General features: G+C 38.2%; 2 protein-coding genes. Both read left to right on the top strand.

Annotated features, from left to right (window positions below):
* Window positions 1–916 (top strand): tRNA dihydrouridine synthase (locus CA598_RS31555; RefSeq protein ID WP_143812500.1); only part of this gene is annotated, 916 nt, incomplete at its 5' end.
* A gap of 155 nt (window positions 917–1071) precedes the next feature.
* Complete coding sequence (locus tag CA598_RS33545; protein WP_373455864.1) at window positions 1072–1329, top strand: helix-turn-helix transcriptional regulator; 258 nt, start codon at window positions 1072–1074, stop codon at window positions 1327–1329.
* Window positions 1330–1451: the final 122 nt, after the last annotated feature.

Raw genomic sequence — 1451 nt, forward strand, 5'->3', positions numbered from 1 at the left:
GGAAGATGTCACAGATGTTGTATTTCGTCACGTCATTAGTGAAGCTGCCAAACCCGACGTGTTTTTCACAGAATTCACTAATACAGAAAGCTATTGTCACCCTGTAGGAAAAGACAGTGTTCGTGGTCGATTAACGTTCACAGAAGATGAGCAACCGATTGTTGCTCATATTTGGGGTGATAAACCTGTATTTTTTGAACAGATGAGTATTGATATGAAAAAACTTGGTTTTCGCGGTATCGATTTAAACATGGGTTGCCCCGCACAAAACGTCGCATCCAATGGAAAAGGTGCTGGATTAATACTACATCCTGAGGTTGCAGCAGAAATTATTCAAGCAGCAAAAGCCGGTGGATTGCCGGTTAGTGTAAAAACAAGATTGGGTTACTCTGAGATTGATGAGTGGCGGGATTGGTTAACACATATATTGAAGCAAGATATTGCGAATCTTTCCATTCACCTTCGTACAAAAGAAGAAATGAGTAAAGTAAATGCACACTGGGAGCTAATCCCTGAAATAAAAAAATTACGCGATGAAATTGCTCCAAATACGTTATTAACTATAAATGGAGATATCCCGGACCGCGCAACAGGATTAAAGCTAGTTGAACAATACGGCGTTGATGGTGTCATGATTGGCCGCGGCATCTTCACCAATCCATTTGCTTTTGAAAAAGAACCTAAAGAACATAGTCCAAAGGATTTTCTCAATTTACTTCTATTACAGTTGGATCTTCACGATAAATATTCAAATGAACTCGAGCCACGTTCATTTAAACCACTTCTTCGCTTTTTCAAAATCTATGTTCGTGGATTTAGAGGCGCAGGCGAACTAAGAAACCAATTAATGGATACAAGATCAACAGATGAAGTACGTCGTTTAGTAAAACCTATTTTAGAGCAAGAATTAGAGTGAGGCATTTTCACCTGTGAATTGCCCCCCGTCAATTAGACAGTTTAAAACTATCTAATGCTTAACAGAATGAAAGGCCTCTCGTATTCCTACGAGAGGCCTTTCATTTTTACCCTATACGGTCAGAACGTAGTAATTCCAACCTATGCATAAATTCAATTGCAGACGAGCTCTCGATGTCTCCAATTTATTTGAGCCGGCTATATAAGCTGTTAACAACAAACGCACTATCAGATAAAATTAACGAACTGCGGTTGGATAAAGCTAAAGAGCTGCTGAAGACCTCTGAATACACCATTGTTGATATCGCCGAAAAAACTGGATTTACTAGTAGTTCATATTTTTATCGCTTATTTAAGAATAGCACTGGTATAACCCCGAGCGATTATAGAAAAAAGATAAAGGTCCTCCTATAATTCTGTGCATTAAACGAAAAGAAATGATACTATGTATGATGGGCAAAATGTTGCAAAAGAAGGAGAACTTAATGAGTAACGAACAAAATTTTTGGCTTGATTTACCGAAGCCGTTTTTTATA

The sequence above is a fragment of the Paenibacillus sp. VTT E-133291 genome, from assembly GCF_002264395.1.
Classification (GTDB): domain Bacteria; phylum Bacillota; class Bacilli; order Paenibacillales; family Paenibacillaceae; genus Paenibacillus_AQ; species Paenibacillus_AQ nitricinens.